The following is a 20,389-nucleotide window of genomic DNA, read 5'->3' on the forward strand; positions in this document are numbered from 1 at the left end:
TGGGGCATTTGACAAATTCTATTCCCAAACAGCACGCTTGCCTCAGCCCCCGCTTCTCGCCATAAGACCGGCCAAACCCAAAACCCTTGGCCGATCACATGTCCACATTTCCTCAGCGCGTCTTCTCGGGCGTGCAGTCCACCGGCAATCTGCATCTCGGCAACTATCTCGGCGCGATCGTTAAATTCGTCGAGCTGCAGAAGAACTTCGACTGCATGTATTGCGTCGTCGACCTGCATGCGATCACGGTGCCGCAGGACCCGATCGCGCTGAAAGCGAACACGCGGGAAATCGCCGCCGCCTTCATCGCCTGCGGCATCGACCCGAAGAACAACATCGTCTTCAACCAGAGCCAGGTGCCGGAACACGCCGAGCTCGCCTGGGTGTTGAATTGCGTCGCGCGCATCGGCTGGCTCAACCGCATGACCCAGTTCAAGGACAAGGCGGGCAAGGATCGCGAGAACGCCTCCATGGGCCTGCTCGATTATCCAGTGCTGATGGCCGCAGATATTTTGATTTACCGCGCGACCCATGTGCCGGTCGGCGACGACCAGAAGCAGCATCTCGAGCTCGCGCGCGATATCGCGCAGAAGTTCAACAATGATTTCTCGGAGTCGATCGCACGCAATGGCTTTGGGGAGGCCTTCTTTCCCCTGCCCGAACCGCTGATCTCCGGCCCGGCGACGCGGGTGATGAGCCTGCGCGACGGCACGAAGAAAATGTCGAAGTCAGACGCTTCCGACTATTCGCGTATCAATCTCTCGGACGACGCAGATCAGATCGCGCAGAAGGTGAGGAAGGCCAAGACCGACCCCGATGCGCTGCCTTCCGAGGAAAAGGGCCTCGAAGGGCGCCCGGAGGCCTACAATCTCGTCGGCATCTTCGCGGCGCTTTCGGGGCGCAGCAAGGCGGATGTGCTCGTTGAATTCGGGGGCGCCAATTTCTCGAGCTTCAAAAGCGCGCTTGTCGATCTCGCCGTCGCCAAGCTCGCGCCAATCACCGACAAAATGCGCCGCATTCGCGAGGATGAGAGCTATGTCGACGGCGTGCTGCGCGACGGCGCCGAACGCGCCCGCGCCATCGCCCGCGAGAATATGAATGCGGTGAAGGACATCGTGGGGTTCTTGCGCTAGCCGAGCATCGTAGGCTTCGGCCCCCCGCTCGCCCAGTCGAGCAATTCCACTGTGTGGACGACTGGGACGGGCGTTCCCGACCTGATCTGCACGATGCAGCCGATGTTGCCCGCGGCCACAATGTCCGGCGCAACGCTCTCGATATTTGCGACTTTTCGTGACCGCAGCTCATCGGCCAGCTTCGGTTGCAGCACATTATAGGTTCCCGCCGAACCGCAGCAGATGTGACCCTCCGGAACCGCGACGACTTCAAAGCCGGCTGCGGCCAGCAGCGCGATCGGCTCTTGCGATATCTTTTGCCCGTGTTGCAGAGAGCAGGCGGAATGGTAGGCGACCCGAAGTTTCGGCGCGTCTCCCGACGGCGCAAAGCCAAGCTCAGTCATCAGCTCCGTCACATCTTTCGTCATCGCCGAGATGTGCGCGGCTTTTTCCGCGAGAGTCGGATCGTTGCGGAACATATGGCCATAGTCCTTCACGCTCGTTCCGCAGCCTGAGGCGTTGATGACAATACGGTCGAGCCCGCCAGAGTCGATTTCGCGCGTCCAGGCGTCGATGTTCGCGCGCGCATAGCGCAGCGAATCGTCAACCTTGCCGAGATGATGCGGCAGCGCTCCACAGCAGCCGGCGCCTTTCGCGACGACGACCTCGGCGCCGTGGCGCGTCAGGAGCCGTATCGTCGCTTCGTTGATTGATGTGTCGACGACCGTCTGAACGCAGCCATTGAGTAGAGCGACGCGCATCTTGCGCGCGCCTTGCGCGGCAAAGACCTGCGGAGAGTCGACTGCTGAACGAGGTTGAAGTTCCGATGGCGCGAGCGCAAGCGCCGCCGCGAAGCGGCGCGGCAGCCAGCGCGCCAAGGGGCGGATCGCGGCTGCGACGCGAAACAGTGGTCGCGCGAGAGAAGGACGCGGCAAGACGAAAGCGAGCGCTCCGCGCATGACGCGCTCCGTTAATGGTCGCGCATATGTCCTTTCGATATGCGCCCGGGCGTGATCGACGAGATGCATGAAATGCACGCCCGAAGGACATGTCGTCATGCAGGAGAGGCATGACAGGCAACGATCGATATGAAGCGCCGTGCGCGCGTCAGCTGGCCGAGCCTTCTCGAACATCTCCTTTATGAGATAGATGCGGCCCCGCGGCCCGTCGAGCTCGTCGCCGGTGAGAAGATAGGTCGGACATGTCGCCGAGCAGAATCCGCAGTGCACGCAGGCGCGCAGAATCTTCTCCGTTTCCGCCATTTCGGGATCGGCGAGCGCCTGCAGCGAGAAAAACGTCTGCATCGCTTTAGAACTCCGCGCGCATGCGGCCGCGCTCCAAAATATGCGCGGGATCGAAGCTTGCCTTGACGCGGTGCGTCAGCGCCGCAAGCGCCGCTGGTTGCGGATGGAAAACGTCGACTGTCGCGCGAGTCTCCGCGCTCGCCCGGATGAGCGTCGCATGGCCGCCGCTGGCGTCCACCACGCTGCGCACAACGCCGGCATAGGCGTCAGGCGCGGTCTCGAGGCGCAGCCAGATCAGTCCGCCCGCCCAGTCGTAGAAATGCGCGAGGACCGGCGCGCCCGCGCGGCGGATGCGCTCGACGACCGCGAAACCTTCGCTCGGCGCAACGGAAATGCGCCAGATTTGGCCGACCTTGGCGGCGACGGGCGCAGCGTCGCGCAAGCCTCGCCACAGCGCCTTCGAGTCGTATTCATCGAGCGTCTCAAATCGGAGTCCGCCGCGCGCCAATCGCGCGACGAGATCGTCGCGGCGCGCCGTCACGGAAATGGCGGGGCCCTCGAGGCGAGTCGCGGCAGCATTGGCGTTCAGCGCCAAGGGCGCGGCGCCAGCCGGCAGCATTGCGAGCGCCGAAGGCTCACAGGGCGTCGCGGAGGCGCGGCGTAGCAGCGCGAGGCTCTCCGCCTCTTCCTCGCCTATCGCCAGCAGCGTGCATTCGGTCTGCGGCTTTGGAAGCACCTTGAGCGTCAGCTCGGTGAGGAGCGCCAGCGTGCCGTACGAGCCGCAGACAAGCTTGGAGAGATCGTAGCCGGTGACGTTTTTCATCACCCGGCCGCCGGATTTCACCAGCTCGCCGCGGCCGGTGACGCAGCGGAAACCCAGCAGATGATCGCGCGCTGCGCCCGCCTTGATCCGCCGCGGACCGGACGCGTTCACGGCGATGGCGCCCCCGACCGTGGCGTCGCCCGTTTCTGCGCCAAACAGCAGTCCGTAATCCATTGGCTCGAAGGCGAGCTGTTGCCCATGCTGGTCCAGCAGCGCTTCAATCTCGCTCAGGCGGGCGCCGGCGCGCGCCGAGAGCACGAGTTCATCGGGCTCGTAGAGCGTCACGCCTGTCAGCGCGGCCGTGGAGAGCGCCCGCGTTTGCGGCGCGTAGCGGCCGAGCCCCGACTTGGAGCCGCCGCCGACGATCGCGCAGCAGTCGCCTTTCGCCTTTGCCGCGCAAATCGCGTCAACGGCGTCCGCCTCGTCGCGGATTTCGAGCGTCGCGCAAGCGGATTGCATCGCTAAAATCTCGGCAGGTTGGGAAAGGGCATTTTGCCGCCCGAGACATGCATCATCCCGAGTTCAGCGCAACGATGCAGCGTCGGAAACACCTTGCCCGGATTGAGCCGGCCCTCCGGGTCAAAGGCGCATTTGAGCCGCATCTGCTGCGCGAGATCCACTTCGGTGAACATCTCGCCCATGAGGTCACGCTTCTCGACGCCGACGCCATGTTCGCCAGTGAGAACGCCGCCCAGCGAGACGCAGAGGCGCAAGATGTCGAAACCGAGCTTTTCCGCGCGCTCAATGTCGCCCTCTTTCGACGCGTCATAGAGAATGAGCGGGTGGAGATTGCCGTCGCCGGCGTGAAACACATTGGCGACGCTAAGCCCCTGCTCCTTGGCGAGCCGATCCATGCCGGCGAGCGCTTCCGGCAGCCGCGCCCGCGGGATCGTGCCGTCCATACAAAGATAGTCGGGCGCGATGCAGCTCACCGCCGGAAAGGCGTTCTTGCGTCCTGCCCAGAACTGCAGACGCTCGGCCTCGCTCGTCGACGCCCGGATCGTCGTCGCCCCTTCTTCACGCGCGATATCCTGCACGACGCCGACGAGATGATCGACTTCGGCCTGCGGCCCGTCGAGTTCGACGATGACCAGCGCTGCGGCGTCGAGCGGATAGCCGCAGGGTTGGAAGCGCTCGACCGCATGGATCGTCGCCTTGTCCATCATTTCGAGGCCAGCGGGGATGACGCCGCGCGCGATGATCGCGCCGACGCAGCGCGCCCCCGCCGCCACGCTCGCAAAGCCGAGCAGCAATCCCCGCGCCATGGGCGGCTTTTGCAGCAGCCGCACCGTCACCTCGGTGACGACGCCGAGCAAGCCTTCGGAGCCGGTCATCAGGCCGATGAGATCATATCCCTCGGTGTCGAGATGCTTGCCGCCGAGCCGGATGAACTCGCCGCCCATCAGCACGACGTCGAGTCCGAGAATGTTATTGGTCGTCAGTCCGTATTTCAGACAGTGAACGCCGCCGGCGTTCTCGGCGACATTGCCGCCGATCGAACAGGCGATCTGCGACGACGGATCCGGCGCATAATAGAAGCCCTGCGCTTCAACGGCTTTGGAGATCGCGAGATTTTGAACGCCTGGCTGGACGCGCGCGCAGCGGTTTTCGTAATCGATTTCGAGAATGCGATTGAACTTGGACATGCCGAGAAGAATGCCGTCCTCGAGCGGCATCGAACCGCCAGACAGCGACGTGCCGGCGCCGCGGGGCACGACCTTGACGTTCATCTCGGCGGCGAGCGCCATGATCGCGCGCACCTGTTCAACGCTCTCCGGCAGCGTGACGACCAGCGGGAGCGCCCGATACATGGTGAAGGCGTCGCATTCGTAGGCGCGACGCGCTACCTCGTCGACGATCAGGCTTTCGCGCGGCAGTATGGCCGCGAGGCGCGCAATGAGTTCATTGCGCCGCGACATAATCGCCGGCTCGGGCTTCGGCATGAGAAGCGTCATGGACTCGCGCCTCCAACGCGAGCGAGAGCGCTGCTGAACCTGCAGCTATTCGCCTAAGCGGAGCATGGACCCTGCTCCGGGCTACGCCCTATGGTCCGAACGTTTAGAGGAGCCTCGAATTGCCCGCAAGCATGGCCCGATCGCGCAACCATTAGAAATGCGCGGATTTCTGGCGCTTTTCATTAATCCGCCTATGCTAGGTGAGATCGATCGCACGCGGAAACACGGGCCGAAGGGAAATGACCAAGACCATCCTCATCGTCGAGGACAACGAGCTCAATATGAAGCTCTTTAATGATCTCTTGGAAGCCAACGGCCATGCGACGCTGCAAACAAAGAGCGGCTTCGAGGCGATATCCCTCGCGCGCAACCACCGGCCGGATCTGATCCTGATGGACATCCAGCTGCCCGAGATCAGCGGTCTGGAAGTCACCCGCATGCTCAAGGAGGACGATGATCTGCGCGCCATTCCCGTCATCGCGATCACCGCCTTCGCGATGAAGGGCGACGAGGAAAAGATCCTACAGGGCGGCTGCGAAGCCTATTTGTCGAAACCCATTTCCGTGGCGAAATTCTTGGAAACGGTGAATTCCTTTCTCGCAGAGAAGCGCTGAGAGCTCTGTCTTCACATGAGCGCGCGCGTTCGCCTCGTTAACGATCTGCCCGCGAAGGGCCGCGCATCGTGCTGCCGTTACCGTGTCGGCTCTTGATCGGCCCGGCCGCGGCGTCCGGTCTGGAGTCGGGCGCAGACGACTTCCATCGCCAGCCCGTCGATGGTCCGGCCCGCCGGAGCGGCTGCCCTCTTGAGCGGGCTTGCAGGCGACGCACGGCTGAACTATACAGCGCGCGACGACGTCAAGCCGTCCGGCCTCCCCCAAGAGGCGTCCGAATAGATCGGGGCCATAGCTCAGTTGGGAGAGCGCTTCAATGGCATTGAAGAGGTCGTCGGTTCGATTCCGTCTGGCTCCACCACTATCCTAATTCGCTGTTTTAAAGTGATTTTTCGAAGAAACCAACGAAATGGTTCTCGACAAATCCCCGATTTGGCCCTAGCCGAATCGCAAGAGCGCCGCGCAGCCTCTGAACCTCGCGGTTTGTCTCGGCGTGCGAAAATTGTTTTGGCCCCGAAACGGGCGATCCGGCGACGAAACCCTGGCGCGAGGGACCCGTTCAAAGACGCTCAGCACGGACTGGAACCAAATGCGATCTCCGACATGGGATGGCGCCGATCTCGCGACAGCGGCGCTGCCTGCCAGTGAGGTCGGGTGACGCCCAGCGCGCAGGGCGACACTTCCATAGAAAAGGACATGCGAAATGAAATCACGACTATCCATTGCGACGACCATATTGTTCTGCTCGGGTTGGGCCTTCGCTGAAGATGCGCCGGTGACATATCAATGCGAGGTCTCGGCTCAACAGAGCGATTCAAGCCAGTCCGCGCCATTTTCCATTGAGATCAGAGGCGCTGCGGTGAAGCTGAGTAACGTCAGCGCCCTTGATGGCAATTTTTCCCTCATTCGGAAGAATGACGCCTATTACGTCTTTAAAAATAAGAAAAATCAGGGAGGCAACATCAACCGTTCCAACGGCGCTGTGGAATTATATGCCGTGAACGCCGCTTCCCATGAGATGACGGTCTCCATCAACGGCGCGTGTGTCGAACAGAAATGACCTAGCATTTCGAGCCACCGTGCTCCTCTCCGCTCGATTCGATTTGCGATGCTCTCCTGAAGCTGCAAGGGAACCAATCCTAATGCTGGCGGTTCTAGCTCCGCGTTCTTGGATCAGCCATGCAGGGAAAACCACAGGCGACATCGCGCCCTCCTGAGCGAAGCTTGCCGCCGAAGCTCGAGGTGGGCTTGCACGTCAATGGCGTGGAACGCCGCGTAGTCCTGCGGCCGTGGACCACCCTCCTCGACGCCCTTCGTGAACATCTAGACCTCACCGGAACCAAGAAGGGTTGCGACCACGGCCAATGCGGCGCGTGCACGGTGCTGATCAACGGACGGCGCGTGCTTTCATGTCTCACGCTCGCCGTCATGAAGGACGGCGCCAAGATCACCACCATTGAGGGATTGGCGCAAAATGGCGAGCTGCATCCGCTTCAGACCGCTTTCATTTCGCATGACGGCTTTCAATGCGGCTACTGCACGCCCGGACAAATTTGCTCGGCGGTGGGACTGATCGCCGAGGGTCGCGCCAAGACGAGCGATGAAATCAGAGAATTGATGAGCGGCAATATTTGTCGCTGCGGCTGCTATCCCAACATTCTGGCGGCGATCGAGGCGGTCATGCAAGGAGCGCAGACATGATCGATTTTGATTATGTCCGGGCGAACGACGTCGGCGACGCTCTTAGCCAGATCACGAAACACCAGGCTGCGAAGTTCATTGCAGGCGGCACCAATCTCATCGATCTGATGAAGGAGGACGTCGAACAACCGACGCGATTGATCGACATCACAGGGCTGCCGCTTAACGAAATTCATGAGACGCAAACAGGGGGGCTGAAGATCGGCGCCCTTGTACCCAACAGCGATCTTGCTTACGACGAACGCATCACAAAGCGCTATCCCCTTCTCTCGAGCGCCAATCTTGCGGGAGCCTCGCCTCAACTGCGCAACATGGCCTCGACCGGCGGCAATTTATTACAGCGAACGCGTTGTCTTTATTTTTACGACACCGCGACTCCCTGCAATAAGCGACGTCCAGGGTCGGGCTGCGGGGCAGCAGAAGGCTTTAACCGCATGAATGCGATATTGGGTTGGAGCAAATCCTGTATCGCCGTTCACCCCTCGGATATGTGCGTCGCGCTTTCTGCGCTTGACGCCGTTGTCAATGTCGCCGGCCCGAAAGGCGATCGCGCCATCAAATCCACCGATTTTCACCGTCTGCCGGGCGACACGCCCGAAATCGACACAAATCTTGCTCGTGACGAAATCATAACGGCGATCGAGCTGCCATCCGAGGAATTTCGTCGACATTACAGCTATCTGAAGATCCGCGATCGGTTGTCCTACGCTTTCGCACTTGTTTCCGTCGCTGCTGCTCTGAAGATTGAAGCAGGCGCGATTAAGTCCGCGCGCCTCGCATTGGGCGGGGTCGCCCACAAGCCCTGGCGCGCGCCTGACGCCGAGCAGAGTCTCGAGGGCAAGCAGCCTGATCGAAAGGCGTTCGTCCAAGCAGCCGATATCATCTTGCAGGGGGCTGTAGGCTTTGCCCATAATCGCTTCAAAATCGAACTTGCGCGGCGGGCGATCGTCCGCGCCCTTGAGCAGGCGGCCGCCGGAACGCCGCAGTCCCAGTCCGTGAAAGTGATCGTTTAGGTCCGCGCTATGTCTGTTGGAACGAACGGCATCGGAAAGCCGGTCTCGCGAATTGACGGCCCGGCAAAGGTCACGGGGCGGGCGAAATACGCCGCCGAATTCAGCGCGCCCGACCTCGCATACGGCTTTGTGGTCTCAAGCGCGGTCGCCAAAGGCCGAATTAAAAGCATAGATCGAAGCGCGGCGCTTGCTGTGCCCGGTGTGATCGAAGTGTTTGCCCACGACAACAGGCCTTCCCTCCCCTCTTCGCATGAAAAATATACGGATCAAGTCGCCGCGCCGGGATCACCCTTCCGCCCGCTTTACGACGGCGAAATTCTGTTTTCGGGACAGCCCGTGGCGCTCGTCGTTGCGGAGGAGCTCGAAATTGCGCGCTTTGCCGCGAGTCTTGTCGATATAAGATATGAAACCGAAGCGACGGTCACCGATCTCGATATGCGGATCGACCAAGCTTTCGAGCCTGAGAAGAAACGAGCGCCGGAGTGGGATCCGCCCGCGCGCGGAGATGTCGACAGCGCCTTGTCGCGAGCGCCCACGAATATTCGAACAGAATATCGCACGCCCGTCGAACATCACAACCCGATGGAAACCTTTGCGAGCACGGCGGTTTGGGAGAACGACGGCCGCCTCACGGTCTACGATAAAACGCAGGGCGCGCCCAATTGCCACGAATATTTATGTAGCGTGTTCGGCTTGGCCAAGGACAAAGTGCGGGTCTTGTCTCCCTATGTCGGCGGCGCCTTCGGAGCAGGCCTCAGGCCCAACTATCAGCTGTTCATGGCGGCGCTCGCCGCCATCGGCCTCAAGCGCTCTGTTCGAGTCACGCTGACGCGCCAGCAGATGTTCACGCTTGGCTATCGTCCGCAAACACTCCAGACGCTAACGCTGGGAGCCGAGAACGATGGGCGGTTGGTCGCTTTGAAGCACGATGCGATCGCCAATACGTCTCGGTTTGAAGACTACCAGGAACCCACCGTCGTTTGGTCTGGCGCGCTTTATCCATGCGATCATTCGACGGTCACGTCGAGGCTTGCGCGTTTCGATCTCTTCACGCCTTGCGACATGCGGGCGCCCGGCGGCGCGGTCGGCATGTATGCGCTTGAAAGCGCTATGGACGAGCTCAGCTATGCGGTTGGCGTCGATCCCTTGGAACTTCGCCTCAAAAACTATTCCGAGAGGGATCAGAACTATGGCAAGCCAATCTCCAGCAAGGCGTTGAGGGACTGTTATCTCCAGGGCGCCGAGCGTTTCGGCTGGTCCAAGCGTCGGCCCGAGCCGCGTTCGATGCGCGAGGGGCGCGAACTGATCGGCTACGGCATGGCGACGGGGATCTGGGAGGCGTTTCGCGTGCCGACGAGCGCGAGGGCGATTCTCGCGCCTGACGGGACATTGGAAATCGCCTGCGCGACGGCTGACATTGGCACCGGGACCTACACGATTCTAGCCCAGATTGCCGCTGAAATGCTCGGCCTTCCACTCGACAAGGTGATCGTGAAGATTGGCGACTCAGATTTGCCGAGCGCGCCTGTCGAAGGCGGATCCTGGACAGCCGCCTCCGCGGGCTCCGCTGTGATGGAGGCATGTGACGGCCTGCGCAAGGAACTGCTCAAACGCGCTGGCGCGGTCAGCAACGCGCCGCTCAGAGGCGTCAATCTGGCCGATCTCACGTGGGTCGACGGCGAAATCCGGATGACGAGCGACCCCTCGCGCGCCATGCTGCTGTCGGAAGCGCTACTCGGCCTCAACGGACCCATTACGTCGGAAGTGTCGTCGGCGCCAGACGAGCAGGTCTTGCAGGAGTACTCGCATTACGCGCATTCGGCGGTGTTCGCCGAGGTGCGGCTCGATGAGGAGCTTGGCATGTTGCGCGTCGCGCGCGTGGTCAGCGCGGTCGCCGCGGGCCGCATTTTGAATCCCAAAACGGCAAGGAGTCAGATCCTTGGCGCCGTGGTCGGCGGCATCGGCATGGCGCTTCACGAGGAGACGGTGATCGATCATCGATACGGCCGGTTCATGAACCACAATCTCGCCGAATACCACGTGCCGGTGCATGCCGACGTCCACGCCATCGACGTTATTTTTGTCGACGAGCAGGAGCATCGGCTGAACCCGCTCGGCGTGAAGGGCGTCGGCGAGATCGGTATCGTCGGCACGGCCGCCGCGATCGCCAATGCAGTCTTTCACGCCACCGGCGTGCGCGTCCGCGATCTTCCGATCACCATCGATAAGCGGCTCGAGCTGAGGCAGCCCACGAGCAACCACGCGGCGTAAATGAATTATATCCCAGACCCCGGCCGGCCGAGAGACGCGCTGACGAGCGCCCGCAGGTGGCTGGAGGAATTCGGACAGGCGGCGTTGGCGACCGTCGTCTCCACCTGGGGCTCGTCGCCCGTACCGGTCGGCGGCCAAATGGCCATCGGTCCAGACGGACAATTCGAGGGCTCTGTCTCCGGCGGTTGCGTCGAAGCGGAAGTGATTACCGAAGCGGCGGACGTTCTGGCTCGCGACAGACCGAAGTTGCTAGAGTTCGGAGTCGGAGAGGAACTGGCGTGGAGGGCTGGCCTTCCCTGCGGCGGCGCGATCAGCATCTATGTCGAGCCGCTGCGTCGTGAGCGAGATTCAGCTTTTCTGGAGAGGGTGTTTTCAGCGCGCCGCGCGCGGTTGTCGCTTGCCGTGCTCACGACGCTTGCGACCGGCGCGCGACGCCTGTTTGACGCTGGGGAGCCGACGCCAAGTGATATCGCCCAATGCCTCCTTTCGAGTGAGAGTCGGCTTCTCTCGCTCGGCGATGCGCCGGTCTTCTTGCACGCGCTCACCCCGCCAGTTCGCGTGGTCATTGTCGGCGCGACGCATGTCGGCCAGGTGCTTGCTGATTTGGCGAACCGTATTGGTTACGACGTCGTCGTCGTCGACCCGCGCGCCGCATTTGCAAGCGCCGACCGCCTCGGCGATTTCAAAAGTCTCACCGACTGGCCTGAAAACTCGATGAAGTCCCTGGGGCTCGACCCAAGGACGGCGGTCGTCACTCTGACCCACGCCGCCGCGATTGACGATGAAGCGCTCACCGAGGCGCTGCGCTGGCACTGCCTGTATATTGGAGCCCTGGGCTCGGCACGGACACACGCCAAGCGCCTGCAGCGTCTCACCGCCGCAGGCTTCAACGATACGGAGCTGGCGCGCATCAGCGCCCCGGTCGGACTGCCGATTGGCGCGAAGGGACCGGCCGAGATTGCCGTCTCGATTCTCGCGGAGATTGTGCAGGTCGCGCGCGAAACGAGGCAGATGTGAATATCGCAGCTGTGCTTTTGGCTGCTGGCGCCTCAAAGCGGTTCGGGCAGGACAACAAACTTCTTTCCGACCTTGGCGGGAAGCCGCTCATACGCAGGGTGGCCGAAGCAGTCGTCTGCAGCGGCGTTGAAATCGTCGTTGTTACCGGCTGCGATCGCCCGCAGATCGAAAAAGCTCTCGAAGGCTTGCCGCTGCGAATTGCACACAATTTAAACTGGGAAAGCGGCATGGGATCGTCGATCGCCGTCGGCATAATGGCGCTCGGCCAGCAAACACAAGGGGCGTTTGTCGTCCCGGGCGATCTGCCCTTTTTGACATCAGATCTGATCAAAGACCTGACAGCCCTCTTTATGGAGAGCCGGGCAGCTTTGATCACCTATCCAACGACGTCCAAGGGCGAGCAGCGCAACCCGGTTTTGTGGCCCCGACGATTCTTCCCCTCGCTGGCGGTGCTTTCTGGATCGTCGGGCGCCAAGCATTTGCTGCAGAACTGCGAGGATTCTCAAAAGCAGGCGCACCTGTTTGATGAAAGCGCCTATGCCGACATCGACGCGCCCAGTGATTTGGAAGCTGCGCGTTCGCGATTGACCATTGCGAATCTTTAAGAGCTTTTACGCGGCGCAAATTAAGCGCGCGCGAGGCGATAGATAGAGCAGCCGCGCGACGACGTCCGGCCTTCTCGCCTCAAGACCCGCGCGACCTTGATCTGTGCGGCTCAAGCAATATGTTGCAGCATAAGCGCGATCAAGCGATCAATGTTCGAGGCGGGCTCCGGCGCAGGAGGTTCCATCATGCCCTATGAGCTCTATTATTGGCCCGGCATTCAAGGACGTGGAGAGTTCGTGAGGCTGGTGCTGGAAGAAGCCGGCGCCAGCTACATTGACATGGCGCGCGAGCCAAACGCCGAGGCGACGCTTGTGGCTTTTCTCGAACGAGCCGACCTCGCCCATCCGTCATTCGCACCGCCGTTCTTGAAAGACGGACAGGTGATCGTCGGACAGACTGCCGCGATACTGCTTTATCTCGGCGATCGTCACAATCTCGCGCCGAGCGACGCGGCGCACAGACTTTGGGTTCATCAAATTCAATTGACGATCGCTGACTTGGTCGGCGAGGCTCACGACACCCATCATCCTTTGGGCGGGGATTTGTACTACGAGGAGCAGAAACTTGCGGCCTCACGCAGAGCGAAGTGGTTCCGCAAGGAACGGATACAAAAATATCTCGATTGGTTCGAAACGATCCTCGCCCGCAATCCCGACGGTGACGCGCACCTCGTCGGCGATACCTTAAGCTACGCCGACCTCTCCCTGTTCCAAACCGTCGAAGGCTTGCTCTATGCGTTCCCCAACACAACAAAAGCAGTTCTCGCCGCGTCGCCGCGCGTAGCCGCTCTTCGCGTGATGGTCGCGCAACGCCCGCGCATTCGCGCATACCTCAAGAGCGATCGCAGGGTGAAATTCAACGAGCAAGGTATATTTCGTCACTATCCTGAACTCGATGACTGATCAGCGGGATCAATCCCTGCACGGACCTGAGATTGGCGGATCGCCCTATATGCTCACCTTGTCGGGCGTCGCAGCTCGGGTTCGGCTTGCTTCTTGGAGAGATGTTGATGGGTGGATTAGCCTTGATCCTCGATACGCAGCTTTCGGCGAGCGACCACGGCGCCATGAGCGACCGTCTTTTCGAAACCCGCAGACTTTCCCATGAACTTGCAGCTCCACTCAGCGCCGAAGACATGGTCGTCCAAGCGATGCAAGACGCCAGCCCCACAAAATGGCATCTCGCTCACACAACTTGGTTTTTCGAAACCTTCGTCTTGACGCCCTATCTGAACGGCTATCAGCTTTTCGATGAGGCGTTCAATTATTGCTTCAATTCGTATTATGAGCACCTTGGCGCTCGGCAGCCAAGACCGAAGCGCGGACTTCTCACCAGGCCGTCGCTCGATCGCGTTCTCGCCTATCGGCAGCATGTTGACATAGCATTGGCGCAGCTTCTTGCTGAGCAAACCGATGCGCCGTCAGCATTGATCCATACGCTGGAGGTCGGGATTAATCACGAGCAGCAACATCAGGAGCTGATGCTTACAGACATCCTCTCCCTTTTCGCTGCAAATCCCCTAAAGCCAGCCTACCGCCCGACCCAGCCCCGCTCCATTCCGGCGCCATGTGAGCCGCTACGCTGGATCGATTTTGCCGGCGGCGTCTTTCCGATCGGTCACGGGGGAAAGGGTTTTGCCTGGGATAATGAGGGTCCCCGCCACGAAGTGCTACTGCGCCCGTTCCGGCTTGCTGACCGCCTGATCACAAATCGCGAGTGGTTGGCGTTCGTCGCCGACGGCGGCTACGAAACGGCGACCCTATGGCTGTCCGACGGCTGGGCCGTGGTCGGTCGCGAAAACTGGCATGCGCCACTCTATTGGGAGTCTCGCGACGGAGAGTGGTTTGAGATGTCGCTCGAAGGACTACAGCCGCTGAACCTCGATGCGCCGGTTGCGCATGTGAGCTACTACGAAGCCGACGCTTTTGCGCGCTGGTCGGGCAAGCGGCTGCCGACCGAATTTGAATGGGAGGTCGCGGCGGCCACAGCGCCCAAGCAGGGAAATTTCCTTGGAACGGCGGCATTGCGTCCGATGCCGGCCAAAGCCCAGCCCGAGGGATCGCCGCGTCAGATGTTCGGCGATGTCTGGGAATGGACCCAGAGCGCCTATCTGCCCTATCCGGGCTATCGCGCCCCTGAGGGAGCGCTCGGAGAATACAACGGCAAGTTCATGGTTGGTCAGCACGTGTTGCGCGGCGGCTCCTGCGTAACGCCGCAAGATCACATCCGCACGAGCTATCGCAACTTCTTTTATCCGCATCAGCGTTGGCAATTTCTGGGCCTACGCCTCGCTTCGGAGGTTGCCTGATGTCAAAGGCGACGGAACGCTCAGCGCCGCTCGTGCGGCAAGCGGACGACTTCGCCGTTAGCGTGCTGGAGGGCTTGTCCCGTCCGAAGAAGAGTCTCCCCTGTCGCTTCTTTTATGACGCGAAAGGTAGCGCGCTTTTCGAAGACATTACCCGCCAGCCCGAGTACTATCCAACAAGAGTCGAGGTTGCGATTCTCACAGCCAATGCGATGCAGATGCTCGAGGGAGCGGTCGCAGAGACGGTTCTCGTCGAGTTCGGCTCGGGTTCGAGCATCAAGACGGAAATCCTGCTCGGACATATGCGGCGTCTACACGCCTATGTTCCAGTCGATATTTCTGAGAGCGCTCTCACAGATGCTCGAGACCGGCTGACGGCGCGATTTTCCGGGCTCAACATTCAGCTGCTATTGGCTGATTTTTCGCGCCCGATCGAGCTTCCTCCCGAGCTGGCGGAACGGCCTAAGCTGGGATTTTTCCCTGGATCGACGATCGGCAATTTCGTCCCTGCGGAGGCGACGCAGTTGCTACGCGCGATGCGAGAGACGCTTTCGCCGCGCGGAAAGCTGATCATTGGCGTCGATCTGAAAAAGGACGTCCGCCAGCTTGTTGCAGCTTACGATGATGCAAATGGCGTCACCGCCGCATTCAATCTCAATCTCCTTGTGCGCATTAATCGTGAACTCGATGCGACATTCGATCTTCAAGCCTTTCGCCATGCGGCGACCTACGAGCCCTTCGAAGGACGCATTGAGATGCATCTCGTCAGTTTGAAGGATCAGGACGTCTGGGTGGCGGGAAGAAAAATTCGCTTCCGCGAAGCGGAGACGATTCACACCGAAAGCGCCTACAAATACACGATCGAGGAGTTCCATCTGATCGCGCAGGCGGCGGGGTGGACCCCTCTGCGCGTATGGAAAGATGACCTAAGCTTGTTCAGCGTACATGAATTGGTCGCGCCTTGAGCGGAGGGCGACGCAGCCGGGACGCGTTAAATGACTGCGACCAAGGTTAGCGAAGCAGAGCGAAACGCTTGGCCAGCATTGCCTTACTTGGCTTGGCGAGAGACCTATACGACTCTGCATCTCTGGACTCAGATCCTCGGCAAGATCCGGTTGTCGCTGACTCCCTGGCAAAACCACTCCTGGCACGTCGCGCTTTATGTGACGACGCGTGGCCTCACCACGTCGCCCATCGCATATGGCGCAAGCGTCTTTCAGATTGATTTCGATTTTATAGACCACGTGCTTCGTATAACGACGAGCGATGGCGACGAACGCCAAATGCAGCTCCGATCTCAGACTGTCGCCGACTTTTACGCGCATCTTTTCAGCAGGCTCGAGGAGTTGAGCATTTTTGTGCGCATCAACGAACATCCCAACGAGATACCTGATGCGCTTCCCTTCACCGCGGACCGGATTCATGCCGACTACGATCCTGTCTATGCAAACTGCTTTTGGAGATTGCTTGTGCAAGCCGATCGCGTATTCAAAACCTTTCGCACGGGCTTCGTCGGCAAGGTCAGCCCTGTGCATTTTTTTTGGGGCAGTTTTGATTTGGCGGTGACCAGGTTTTCTGGTCGCCGTGCGCCGCGCCATCCCGGGGGCGTTCCAAATCTTGCGGACGTTGTTGTGCGCGAAGCTTACTCGCATGAGGTGAGCAGCGCGGGCTTTTGGCCTGGCGGCGGCTCGATCGATTTTCCTGCTTTCTATTCCTATGCCTATCCCGCGCCGCCGGGATTCGATCGCGCGCCGGCTGGACCCGAGGGCGCATTTTTTAGCCAGGATCTCAAGGAATTCATCCTGCCCTATGACATCGTGCGAAAAGCCGAACATCCGGATGCGACGCTACTTCGCTTTTTGCAGAGCACATATGACGCTGCCGCAGACGCCGGCGGATGGGACCGCGCAGCTCTCGAATGTCCATTAGGACATGTCGGCGTCCCGCGTCCCATTCGCGGATAAGGTGTTCTACCGATCCGCGTGCGACTTTTCTGTTCTTTCACACTCGGATCTAGGAGCCCGAGCCGGTCCTCGCCCGACCTTGCCGCGGCATGTCGGCACTCGATCAAACCATGGCTTTGCGCTAAGCTTTCCTTCGATTCACGAATTCATTCGTCCACCGACCGATGGAGATCTTCAATGCGGCATTCTCTTCCACGCAGGCTTCTCGCTGAATTTCTTGGCACTTTTTGGCTCGTGTTCGGCGGCTGCGGCAGCGCGGTGATTTCCGCCGGCTTTCCACAGCTCGGCATTGGCTTCCTCGGCGTGGCGCTAGCCTTCGGACTCACGGTGCTGACGGGCGCTTACGCCTTCGGCCCCGTATCTGGCGGCCATTTCAATCCAGCGGTGACGCTCGGCGTCGCGACGGCCGGCCGCTTCTCCTGGAAGGACGTCGGACCCTTCTGGGTGGTGCAGCTTCTCGGCGCGACATTTGCGGCTTTCGTGCTGCTCAAGATCGCTCAGGGCAACATTGATTTTTCACTCGCCAATGGCTTTGCCGCCAACGGCTATGACGAACATTCCCCCGCTGGATACACATGGCAGTCTGGCCTTCTTGCGGAAATCGTGCTGACGGCGTTTTTCCTGCTTGTCATTCTGGGCACGACGGAAGGTCGCGCGCCGGTCGCCTTCGCGCCAATCGCGATCGGATTGGCGCTGACGCTGATCCATCTGGTCGACATCCCCATCACCAACGCTTCCGTGAACCCTGCGCGCTCGACGAGCCAAGCGCTCTTCGTCGGCGGCTGGGCCCTCGAACAACTTTGGCTGTTCTGGGTCGCGCCGCTCGCCGGCGCCGTCATCGGGGGACTCATTCATCGCTTTGCCCTTGCTGATGACTGAGCAACGCGAAGCAAGCTCCTGATTTTATACCAATCAGTGGACGCTCGGCTTCGCCGCAGCGTCCCTGACACACTTTTTCGTAAAGCTCGTCCGAGCTGCGCCTGATAGTTTCTTTTCAGTCGCAGCCACATCGCAGGCGCTCGCAGCGGCGTCTCTGTCGCACCTTCTCATAAAACTTTTCAGCGCTGCGCCATGCAGCTTCTTTTCCGTCGCCTGGGCGGCGCAGTCCGGGCCCGCTGGCGTTGTTTGTGCGAACGCGGCAACCGAAATCAAAGCGCCAACGACGCATATACTGGCGGTCAAAATTCTTCCCGACATGTTGTCCTCCTAAAATTTCGTGCTGCGTCCGTGAAGAGACCGAAGCAAGTTCGCACGATGGCGACGCTGTCTCCTGACATGACCTGAGCCCATGACAGGCGCCCAGGCGCCACCAACGTCAGCGCTCTATGAGCGCATGATCGGCGTCGCTATCTTCACACGCTCGCGCTTCCGCTGAAAAGAGCGGCCTGTCCGTTTCCAGCCCCTCCAACAGATCGCGTAATCGATCGGGAAGCGGCTCATGAAGAACATCGTCGTAGGTTTGCCGTAGCAATTCGCCGATGTCATCGCCGACCTTTCGGTCATGCATAGGGGACCGACGCATGTTACGCCTCCACTCGTCCACAGCGGACGTGAGAGCGTCGACTTAGGTTGCGGCCATAATGTGAGCGACGCTCCCCGGCGGGCCCGCAACAGGCGATTTGTAAAATTCATGGTAAATTAGACACAACGCATCCTGATCAATCAGCCCGCCATTACCGTCTTCGGCAGCGGTAGCTGTGCGCATGGCGCCCTTGTCAGCGTTGAAGGCAAAGCGATTTCTGACCGCGGTAAAAAGGCTGAGCACGAGTAGGCGCTTTCAATAGCAATCGATATGGCGCTATGTGTGCGCCACCAGTGCAGAGCGTTGTTTTCTCTCTCGGAGGATCGCGTATGTGTCAGGCGTGTGGCTTTACCGATATCATTCATGGAAGCAAAATGCGCCGCAGAGCCTTTGTGTTCGGCGCCGCCACGGCGGGAGCGCTGACGGTCGTTGGAAGCGCGACCGCCCAGGGCCGAAAATCCCAGCCGAAAAAAGCCAAGCCGAGTAGTGCGCCGCCCAAGCCTGAGAATGTGATGAGTCCGGACGACGCGTTGGCGCGCCTGATGGAGGGCAATAGGCGATATCAGAAGGGCATCGCAAGACGGCACGACTTCTTCGCCGAGCGCGAGGCCCTCGTCGGCGGACAAAATCCTTATGCAGCGATTCTCAGCTGCGCGGATTCGCGTATCGCCCCGGAATACGCATTTGACAGTTCGCGCGGCGATCTGTTCGTTGTTCGTGTCGCGGGCAATGTCGCCAATCCATACAATATCGCAAGCTTGGAATATGCTGTTGAGGTGTTGAAGACACCTCTCATCTTAGTGCTCTGTCACGAAGCCTGCGGCGCTGTTAAATCCGCAATTTCGTCGATCCAGGATCATACGACTTTGCCTGGCCACCTTCCGTCGCTCGTCGCCGCTCTAACTCCCGCGGTTGAAGCAGTAAGGGGCCGGCAGGGCGATTTTCAGGAGAATGCGACCGTGGAGAACGCCCGGATGTGCGCGAGGACGCTCGAGACCGCAACGCCGTTGCTAAGCGCCGCTGTCAATGAGAAGCGCGTCAAAGTCGTGAGCGGAATTTATCGCCTTGCAGACGGTCGGGTCGACCTGTTTGCGTGAGGCTGATCACGCAAGAATGCGCCTGTCGATCTGCGCAATTGAATTGACGCCCGTGAGGGTCATCGCCACGCGCATTTCTTTGGCGAAGATCTCGAGCATATTCTCGACGCCACCCTGTCCGGCCGCAGCCAGCGCATAGGCTGCGGCCCGCCCGAGCAGGACGCCCTTGGCGCCGAGCGCCAGCATGCGTACCACGTCCAGTCCGGACCGCACGCCTGAATCGACAAATACTTCAAGGTCGCTTCCGACGGCGTCCGCAATCGGGGGCAAGGCTTTGGCTGTCGACAGCGCCCCATCGAGCTGCCGTCCGCCGTGATTGGAAACGATGATCCCATTCGCTCCAAACCGCACGGCGTCCCGTGCGTCCTCAGGATCCAATATGCCCTTGAGGATCAAAGGCCCCTTCCAGAATTCGCGGATCCATTCGAGGTCCGACCAGCTGATCGATGGATCAATGTTTTTGCCAAGCCAGCCGATGTAGTCCTGCAGTCCGGTCGCTTTGCCGAGATATTTTGAGATGTTGCCGAGATCGTGCGGTCGGCCCCTGATCCCCACATCAAAGGACCAGCCCGGTTTCGCGATCGCCTGAAGCAAGCGCCGCGGTTTGGCGATAGGCCCTGACAGACCGGAATGGGCGTCGCGGTAACGCGATCCATGCACGGGAAGGTCTACCGTGAAGACAAGTTTTTTTATGCCTGCGCGTTGGGCGCGCTCCAACATCGATTGCATGAATCCGCGGTCTTTGAGCACGTAGAGCTGGAACCAGATGGTTCCTTCGCTGCATTGCGACGTAACTTCTTCGAGCGAACAGACCGAGAGCGTCGACAATACGTAAGGAACGCCCTTCTTCGCCGCAGCATTGGCCGCCTGGACCTCACCCCGACGAGCAAACATCCCGCTCAGCCCGACAGGGGCAAGGATCACGGGAAGCTCGGACGGCTGACCGAACCACGCCGTCGCGAGACTGAGGCCGGTAACGTTCTTCAACACGCGCTGTCTGAGGTTCACGGCTCTCAAATCAGCGACATTGGCCTGCAGCGTGTCTTCGGCGTTCGCCCCGCCATCGATATAATCAAAGAGGAAGCGCGGCAGCTTGCGCTGTGCGACCTTTCGATAATCCGAAGCTGACGAAACAATCATTCGATTCT

20 protein-coding genes and 1 tRNA gene are annotated in these 20,389 nt (G+C 60.4%); 15 read left to right on the forward strand and 6 right to left on the reverse strand.

What is annotated here, in order from left to right; all coding sequences use genetic code 11:
- The first annotated feature begins 98 nt into the window (after positions 1-98).
- Complete coding sequence (gene trpS, locus A3OO_RS0116790; RefSeq protein ID WP_018409010.1) at positions 99-1,133, forward strand: tryptophan--tRNA ligase; 1,035 nt, start codon at positions 99-101, stop codon at positions 1,131-1,133.
- On the opposite strand, the gene glcF is transcribed toward trpS, so the two are convergent.
- The 3 genes from glcF to A3OO_RS0116805 are packed head-to-tail and all read right to left on the reverse strand — an operon-like array spanning position 1,130 to position 5,134.
- Positions 1,130-2,416, reverse strand: a complete 1,287-nt coding sequence (gene glcF / locus A3OO_RS0116795) for a glycolate oxidase subunit GlcF (protein WP_018409011.1) — start codon at positions 2,414-2,416, stop codon at positions 1,130-1,132. The genes trpS and glcF overlap by 4 nt on opposite strands.
- Positions 2,417-2,420: 4 nt before the next feature.
- Positions 2,421-3,638 (reverse strand): glycolate oxidase subunit GlcE, encoded by a 1,218-nt coding sequence (gene glcE / locus A3OO_RS0116800; protein WP_018409012.1) that lies wholly within the window; start codon positions 3,636-3,638, stop codon positions 2,421-2,423.
- Between the two features lie 2 nt (positions 3,639-3,640).
- Positions 3,641-5,134 (reverse strand): FAD-linked oxidase C-terminal domain-containing protein, encoded by a 1,494-nt coding sequence (locus A3OO_RS0116805; protein WP_018409013.1) that lies wholly within the window; start codon positions 5,132-5,134, stop codon positions 3,641-3,643.
- 239 nt (positions 5,135-5,373) lie between these two features.
- Between A3OO_RS0116805 and A3OO_RS0116810 the strand changes: the two genes are divergently transcribed.
- The 13 genes from A3OO_RS0116810 to aqpZ all read left to right on the forward strand — a co-directional run bounded on the left by A3OO_RS0116810 (position 5,374) and on the right by aqpZ (position 17,501).
- On the forward strand, positions 5,374-5,748 hold the full coding sequence (locus A3OO_RS0116810; RefSeq protein ID WP_018409014.1) for a response regulator: 375 nt from the start codon (positions 5,374-5,376) through the stop codon (positions 5,746-5,748).
- A gap of 282 nt (positions 5,749-6,030) precedes the next feature.
- Positions 6,031-6,106 (forward strand) — tRNA-Ala (locus A3OO_RS0116815).
- A gap of 342 nt (positions 6,107-6,448) precedes the next feature.
- Positions 6,449-6,805: a hypothetical protein gene (locus A3OO_RS0116820; RefSeq protein ID WP_018409015.1), complete on the forward strand. Its 357-nt coding sequence runs from the start codon at positions 6,449-6,451 to the stop codon at positions 6,803-6,805.
- Between the two features lie 119 nt (positions 6,806-6,924).
- Positions 6,925-7,446, forward strand: a complete 522-nt coding sequence (locus A3OO_RS0116825) for a (2Fe-2S)-binding protein (protein WP_051080360.1) — start codon at positions 6,925-6,927, stop codon at positions 7,444-7,446.
- On the forward strand, positions 7,443-8,459 hold the full coding sequence (locus tag A3OO_RS0116830; RefSeq protein WP_018409018.1) for an FAD binding domain-containing protein: 1,017 nt from the start codon (positions 7,443-7,445) through the stop codon (positions 8,457-8,459). Before A3OO_RS0116825 ends, A3OO_RS0116830 begins: the two co-directional genes overlap by 4 nt.
- Positions 8,460-8,468: 9 nt before the next feature.
- A complete protein-coding gene (locus A3OO_RS0116835; protein WP_018409019.1) occupies positions 8,469-10,730 on the forward strand; it encodes a xanthine dehydrogenase family protein molybdopterin-binding subunit in 2,262 nt (753 codons plus the stop codon).
- Positions 10,731-11,747: an XdhC family protein gene (locus tag A3OO_RS0116840; RefSeq protein ID WP_018409020.1), complete on the forward strand. Its 1,017-nt coding sequence runs from the start codon at positions 10,731-10,733 to the stop codon at positions 11,745-11,747.
- Positions 11,744-12,352, forward strand: coding sequence for a nucleotidyltransferase family protein (locus A3OO_RS0116845; RefSeq protein ID WP_018409021.1), 609 nt, complete (start codon positions 11,744-11,746; stop codon positions 12,350-12,352). Before A3OO_RS0116840 ends, A3OO_RS0116845 begins: the two co-directional genes overlap by 4 nt.
- A gap of 186 nt (positions 12,353-12,538) precedes the next feature.
- Positions 12,539-13,255 carry a glutathione S-transferase gene (locus A3OO_RS0116850; protein WP_026223086.1) on the forward strand — a complete coding sequence of 239 codons (717 nt, stop codon included), beginning with the start codon at positions 12,539-12,541 and terminating at the stop codon, positions 13,253-13,255.
- A gap of 101 nt (positions 13,256-13,356) precedes the next feature.
- Positions 13,357-14,661 (forward strand): ergothioneine biosynthesis protein EgtB, encoded by a 1,305-nt coding sequence (gene egtB / locus A3OO_RS0116855; protein WP_018409023.1) that lies wholly within the window; start codon positions 13,357-13,359, stop codon positions 14,659-14,661.
- Positions 14,661-15,623, forward strand: a complete 963-nt coding sequence (gene egtD, locus A3OO_RS0116860) for an L-histidine N(alpha)-methyltransferase (protein ID WP_018409024.1) — start codon at positions 14,661-14,663, stop codon at positions 15,621-15,623. The genes egtB and egtD overlap by 1 nt, the downstream gene beginning before the upstream one ends.
- Positions 15,624-15,653: 30 nt before the next feature.
- Complete coding sequence (locus tag A3OO_RS0116865) at positions 15,654-16,622, forward strand: DUF5996 family protein (RefSeq protein ID WP_026223088.1); 969 nt, start codon at positions 15,654-15,656, stop codon at positions 16,620-16,622.
- Positions 16,623-16,799: 177 nt separating this feature from the next.
- On the forward strand, positions 16,800-17,501 hold the full coding sequence (aqpZ, locus tag A3OO_RS0116870; protein WP_018409026.1) for an aquaporin Z: 702 nt from the start codon (positions 16,800-16,802) through the stop codon (positions 17,499-17,501).
- A 33-nt stretch (positions 17,502-17,534) separates the two neighbouring features.
- Here aqpZ and A3OO_RS24815 read toward each other — a convergent pair whose 3' ends face one another.
- Both A3OO_RS24815 and A3OO_RS0116875 read right to left on the reverse strand, forming a co-directional pair.
- Positions 17,535-17,819: a PsiF family protein gene (locus A3OO_RS24815; RefSeq protein ID WP_018409027.1), complete on the reverse strand. Its 285-nt coding sequence runs from the start codon at positions 17,817-17,819 to the stop codon at positions 17,535-17,537.
- Between the two features lie 118 nt (positions 17,820-17,937).
- Positions 17,938-18,144 (reverse strand): NepR family anti-sigma factor, encoded by a 207-nt coding sequence (locus tag A3OO_RS0116875; protein ID WP_156824852.1) that lies wholly within the window; start codon positions 18,142-18,144, stop codon positions 17,938-17,940.
- 329 nt (positions 18,145-18,473) lie between these two features.
- Here A3OO_RS0116875 and A3OO_RS0116885 point away from each other — a divergent pair, with 329 nt between their 5' ends.
- Positions 18,474-19,241, forward strand: coding sequence for a carbonic anhydrase (locus A3OO_RS0116885; RefSeq protein WP_018409030.1), 768 nt, complete (start codon positions 18,474-18,476; stop codon positions 19,239-19,241).
- Between the two features lie 6 nt (positions 19,242-19,247).
- On the opposite strand, the gene lldD is transcribed toward A3OO_RS0116885, so the two are convergent.
- Complete coding sequence (gene lldD, locus A3OO_RS0116890) at positions 19,248-20,381, reverse strand: FMN-dependent L-lactate dehydrogenase LldD (protein WP_018409031.1); 1,134 nt, start codon at positions 20,379-20,381, stop codon at positions 19,248-19,250.
- Positions 20,382-20,389 lie beyond the last annotated feature (8 nt).

Origin of the sequence: Methylocystis rosea SV97 (assembly GCF_000372845.1) — a bacterium.
GTDB classification, from domain to species: domain Bacteria; phylum Pseudomonadota; class Alphaproteobacteria; order Rhizobiales; family Beijerinckiaceae; genus Methylocystis; species Methylocystis rosea.

What these genes read in the sequence shown, in the direction of transcription:
- A3OO_RS0116830 (WP_018409018.1), top strand. Translation starts at nt 7,443, where the DNA reads ATGATCGATTTTGATTATGTCCGGGCGAACGACGTCGGCGACGCTCTT.
- egtB (WP_018409023.1), top strand. Translation starts at nt 13,357, where the DNA reads ATGTTGATGGGTGGATTAGCCTTGATCCTCGATACGCAGCTTTCGGCG.
- glcE (WP_018409012.1), bottom strand. Translation starts at nt 3,638, where the DNA reads ATGCAATCCGCTTGCGCGACGCTCGAAATCCGCGACGAGGCGGACGCC.
- A3OO_RS24815 (WP_018409027.1), bottom strand. Translation starts at nt 17,819, where the DNA reads ATGTCGGGAAGAATTTTGACCGCCAGTATATGCGTCGTTGGCGCTTTG.
- A3OO_RS0116825 (WP_051080360.1), top strand. Translation starts at nt 6,925, where the DNA reads ATGCAGGGAAAACCACAGGCGACATCGCGCCCTCCTGAGCGAAGCTTG.
- A3OO_RS0116875 (WP_156824852.1), bottom strand. Translation starts at nt 18,144, where the DNA reads ATGCGTCGGTCCCCTATGCATGACCGAAAGGTCGGCGATGACATCGGC.
- glcF (WP_018409011.1), bottom strand. Translation starts at nt 2,416, where the DNA reads ATGCAGACGTTTTTCTCGCTGCAGGCGCTCGCCGATCCCGAAATGGCG.
- A3OO_RS0116885 (WP_018409030.1), top strand. Translation starts at nt 18,474, where the DNA reads ATGTGTCAGGCGTGTGGCTTTACCGATATCATTCATGGAAGCAAAATG.
- A3OO_RS0116840 (WP_018409020.1), top strand. Translation starts at nt 10,731, where the DNA reads ATGAATTATATCCCAGACCCCGGCCGGCCGAGAGACGCGCTGACGAGC.
- trpS (WP_018409010.1), top strand. Translation starts at nt 99, where the DNA reads ATGTCCACATTTCCTCAGCGCGTCTTCTCGGGCGTGCAGTCCACCGGC.
- A3OO_RS0116820 (WP_018409015.1), top strand. Translation starts at nt 6,449, where the DNA reads ATGAAATCACGACTATCCATTGCGACGACCATATTGTTCTGCTCGGGT.
- A3OO_RS0116865 (WP_026223088.1), top strand. Translation starts at nt 15,654, where the DNA reads ATGACTGCGACCAAGGTTAGCGAAGCAGAGCGAAACGCTTGGCCAGCA.
- A3OO_RS0116810 (WP_018409014.1), top strand. Translation starts at nt 5,374, where the DNA reads ATGACCAAGACCATCCTCATCGTCGAGGACAACGAGCTCAATATGAAG.
- lldD (WP_018409031.1), bottom strand. Translation starts at nt 20,381, where the DNA reads ATGATTGTTTCGTCAGCTTCGGATTATCGAAAGGTCGCACAGCGCAAG.
- A3OO_RS0116850 (WP_026223086.1), top strand. Translation starts at nt 12,539, where the DNA reads ATGCCCTATGAGCTCTATTATTGGCCCGGCATTCAAGGACGTGGAGAG.
- aqpZ (WP_018409026.1), top strand. Translation starts at nt 16,800, where the DNA reads ATGCGGCATTCTCTTCCACGCAGGCTTCTCGCTGAATTTCTTGGCACT.
- egtD (WP_018409024.1), top strand. Translation starts at nt 14,661, where the DNA reads ATGTCAAAGGCGACGGAACGCTCAGCGCCGCTCGTGCGGCAAGCGGAC.
- A3OO_RS0116835 (WP_018409019.1), top strand. Translation starts at nt 8,469, where the DNA reads ATGTCTGTTGGAACGAACGGCATCGGAAAGCCGGTCTCGCGAATTGAC.
- A3OO_RS0116805 (WP_018409013.1), bottom strand. Translation starts at nt 5,134, where the DNA reads ATGACGCTTCTCATGCCGAAGCCCGAGCCGGCGATTATGTCGCGGCGC.